Consider the following 4,255-nt stretch of genomic DNA (forward strand, 5'->3'; position numbering starts at 1 on the left):
AGTTATATATGAAGATTTCATACAATTGGTTAAAACAATTCATTAAAATAGATTTAAAATCAGAAGAAACAGCAACCTTACTGACCGATTTAGGTTTGGAAGTGGAAGTTGTGGAAAAATACCAATCGGTTCGTGGTGGTTTGGAAGGCGTTATCGTTGGCCATGTCCTGACTTGCGAAAAACATCCTGACGCAGACAGATTGAGCATTACTACCGTTGATCTTGGTGATGGAACTCCAGTGCAGATTGTGTGTGGTGCCAGTAATGTTGCCAAAGGACAAAAAGTGCCTGTAGCCACTATCGGAACCAAATTGATTGATAAAGAAGGTGTTGAATTTGAAATCAAAAAAGGAAAAATCCGGGGACAGGAAAGTCACGGAATGATTTGTGCCGAAGACGAATTAGGTTTGGGAACAAGCCATGACGGCATTATGATTTTGGATGACAAATTGAAACCAGGAACTCCGGCAGCTAAAGTTTTTAATGTTGAAAATGACGAAGTTTTCGAAATCGGATTAACGCCAAACCGTGCTGACGCTATGTCGCATTATGGAGTGGCTCGTGATTTACGTGCGAGTTTGTTACAAAAAAACAGCAATATTGAATTGATTACTCCAACAGTAAGCACATTCCGAATCGATAAAAGAACACTCAAAATTGATGTTGATGTTGTCGATGCTAAATTAGCGCCGAGATATTGTGGTGTAACTATTTCCGGAGTTACCGTAAAATCATCACCAGCTTGGTTGCAAAACCGTTTGAAAGCTATCGGCCTTACACCAAAAAATAATATTGTTGATGTTACAAATTATATACTGCATGATTTAGGGCAACCGTTACATGCTTTTGACGCTGCCAAAATCACGGGTAAAATCATTGTGAAAACAGTTCCGGCCGGAACAAAATTCGTCACTTTAGACGATGTTGAAAGAACATTGCACGAAGAAGATTTGATGATTTGCGACGAAAAAGGACCGCTTTGTATCGCTGGTGTTTTTGGTGGCAAAGGCTCCGGAGTTACAGAAACTACAAATTCTATTTTTCTGGAAAGTGCTTATTTCAATCCGGTTAGTGTTAGAAAATCGGCGAAAAGACATGCTTTGAATACTGATGCTTCTTTCCGTTTTGAGAGAGGAATTGATCCAAATATTACTGAATTTGCCTTGAAACGTGCTGCGCTTTTAATCAAAGAACTTGCCGGTGGCGAAATCACTTCTGATATCGTAGATATTTATCCAAAAAAGATTGAAGACTTTCCGGTTTTCCTGAATTTTGATAAAACTGCCAAATTGATTGGGCAGGAATTACCAAAAGAAACTATCAAGAAAATTTTGGCTTCTTTGGATATTAAAGTAAACAGCGTTACCGATGCCGGTTTGGGTTTGATAATTCCGTCGTATCGTGTGGATGTGCAACGTGAAGTTGATGTTATCGAAGAAATCCTTCGTGTTTATGGATATAACAATATCAACTTTACCAAAAAGCTAAACGCGACAGTTGCCAATTCGGCCAGAACGGAAGATTATAAAGTACAGAATATTGTTGCCACACAGTTGAATTCTCTTGGATTTCACGAAATGATGGCGAACTCGTTAACATCGCCTGATTATGTGAAATTATCTGAAATGTTGAAAGAAGAATACAATGTGATGATGCTAAATCCGTTGAGCAATGATTTATCTGCAATGCGTCAATCGTTATTGTTCTCTGGTTTGGAAGCTGTGTCGTATAATATCAACAGAAGAAATTCGGATTTGAAATTATTCGAATTCGGAAAAACATACCACAAATTGCCTTCGGGTTATAATGAACCAAAGCACTTAACGCTTTTTGTATCAGGAAATAGAGTTGCTGAAAGCTGGACGACAACTGAAAAACCATCTGATTTCTTTTTGTTTAAAGGATTTGTGGATTCAGTTTTAAATCGTTTGGGGATTTGCAAAATCCAAAACAAACCTGTCGAATCTGATGTATTTGCAGAAGGAATCGCGATTGCTTGCGGTAACGATACTTTGGTTGAGTTTGGAACCGTTAAAAAATCAATCTTAAAACATTTTGATATCAAGCAGGAAGTTTTTTATGCTGATTTTAACTGGAATTTGATTTTGAAATCGATTAGCAATAAAATCAAGTTTACCGATATTCCGAAATATCCGGAAGTACGCAGAGATTTAGCTCTTTTAGTTGATACTGCTGTCGCTTTTGATGCTATCTACAATATTGCACGTCAAACGGAAAAAGGTTTATTAAAAGATATTAATTTATTTGATGTGTATGAAGGTAAAAATCTGCCGGAAGGTAAGAAGTCGTATGCGGTGAGTTTCACATTACAGGACAACACAAAAACCTTAACCGACGAACAGATTGACAAAATCATGAGCAAGCTTCAAAAGAATTTAGAAACCGAAGTTGGTGCGAGTTTAAGACAATAAAAACAACAAACCCGACAGGTTTTGAAGACCTGTCGGGTTTAACAATAAAAAAGTCTCCCTAACCTATAAGGAGACTTTTTCTTTTTTTACACTAAATAAGTTCGAAGTACTAAGTATAAAAAATTATGATTTTGGAGTAACTACTGTATCAATAACATGAATCACACCATTAGACTGGTTGACATCGGCAATCGTGACTTTAGCACTATTCCCATTTTCATCCGTTAGATAAATATTTGAACCTTTCATCCAGGCGGTTAATGTTCCACCGCTAACGGTTTTCAAAGTTGCTTTTCCCATTCCGGCTTTTATCGCTTTAGCGATATCAGATGAACTCATTTTTCCGGCTACTACATGATAAGTCAAAATGGTTTGTAATAATTTCAGGTTTTCAGGTTTAAGTAATGTTTCAACTGTTCCTTTTGGCAATTTGTCAAAAGCTGCATTTGTTGGGGCAAACACGGTGAATGGTCCTTTTGATTGCAATGTTTCAACTAAACCTGCTGCTTTCACTGCAGCGACTAAAGTAGTGTGGTCTTTAGAATTCACTGCATTTTCAACAATGTTTTTTGATGGATACATTGCTGCTCCACCAACCATTACTGTTTTTTCCTTTTGGGCAAAAATGGATGTTGTTGCAAAAATTGTCAAGGCAAAAAAGGCGATTGATACTAAATTCTTAGTTTTCATAGTGGTATATTTTATTAAAGTTATAAAGGCATTTACGCCAATAGGTAGTTTCTGGTTTTTTGAAACACTGCCTTTTTTGAAAAATTAACTTTTGAAAAATTCCAACCTGCTAAAAATCAAACCATAAAAAAATCCTCTCGTTAAAAATGAGAGGATTTTTTATTTATTAAGAAATAAGAAAATTATTTTTTCTCTTTCTTTTCCATTTTTGCTTTTAATCCAGCAAGAATTTCATTGTTATCTCCAAGAGTTTGAGCCGGAGCGTTATTAGCAGCAACTGATTCAGTAACAGCTTTAACATTTTTCTCTTCTTCTTCTCTAAAGATAGCTGTGTGAGAAGCTACAACTCTTTTGAATTCTTTATTGAATTCAATAACTTTAAAGTCAGCTGCTTCACCTTTTTTCAATTTCTTACCGTCTTCTTTTTCTAAGTGACGTGTTGGAATAAACGCAACTACATCATCTCCGAAATCTACAGTAGCACCTTTGTCAACAATCTCAGCGATAGTTCCGTTGTGGATAGTTCCAACAGCGTAAGAATCTTCATGTTTGTCCCAAGGATTATCAGTTGTTTGTTTGTGACCTAAAGATAATTTACGTCCATCAACATCTAACTCTAATACTACTACATCTAATTTATCACCAACGTTAACAAATTCAGATGGGTGTTTGATTTTCTTAGTCCAAGATAAATCAGAGATGTAAACTAATCCATCAATACCTTCTTCTAATTCAACAAAAATACCAAAGTTTGTAAAGTTTCTAACGATACCTGTGTGTTTAGAACCTACAGGATATTTAGCTGTGATATCTGTCCATGGATCTTGCGTTAATTGCTTAATACCTAAAGACATTTTTCTATCATCTCTGTCTAAAGTTAAGATAACTGCTTCAACAGTGTCTCCAACTTTTACAAAATCCTGTGCACTTCTCAAGTGAGTAGACCAAGACATTTCAGAAACGTGGATCAAACCTTCAACACCTTCAGCTACTTCAATAAACGCACCGTAATCAGCGATTACAACTACTTTACCTTTCACTTTGTCTCCGATTGCTAATTTAGCATCAAGAGCATCCCAAGGATGAGCGTTTAATTGTTTTAATCCTAATTGAATTCTTGTTTTCTCATCATC

At 36.1% G+C, this 4,255-nt stretch carries 3 protein-coding genes; 1 reads left to right on the plus strand and 2 read right to left on the minus strand.

Going from position 1 to position 4,255, the window contains the following annotated elements:
• The first annotated feature begins 8 nt into the window (after positions 1-8).
• Positions 9-2,432, plus strand: a complete 2,424-nt coding sequence (gene pheT, locus ABIQ27_RS06675; RefSeq protein ID WP_348033007.1) for a phenylalanine--tRNA ligase subunit beta — start codon at positions 9-11, stop codon at positions 2,430-2,432.
• A 123-nt stretch (positions 2,433-2,555) separates the two neighbouring features.
• On the opposite strand, the gene ABIQ27_RS06680 is transcribed toward pheT, so the two are convergent.
• Both ABIQ27_RS06680 and ABIQ27_RS06685 read right to left on the minus strand, forming a co-directional pair.
• Complete coding sequence (locus tag ABIQ27_RS06680; RefSeq protein WP_348033005.1) at positions 2,556-3,122, minus strand: fasciclin domain-containing protein; 567 nt, start codon at positions 3,120-3,122, stop codon at positions 2,556-2,558.
• Between the two features lie 182 nt (positions 3,123-3,304).
• On the minus strand, positions 3,305-4,255 hold a 951-nt coding region (locus ABIQ27_RS06685; RefSeq protein ID WP_348033006.1), incomplete at its 5' end, for a S1 RNA-binding domain-containing protein.

The sequence above is a fragment of the Flavobacterium sp. genome, assembly GCF_039916025.1.
GTDB lineage: Bacteria > Bacteroidota > Bacteroidia > Flavobacteriales > Flavobacteriaceae > Flavobacterium.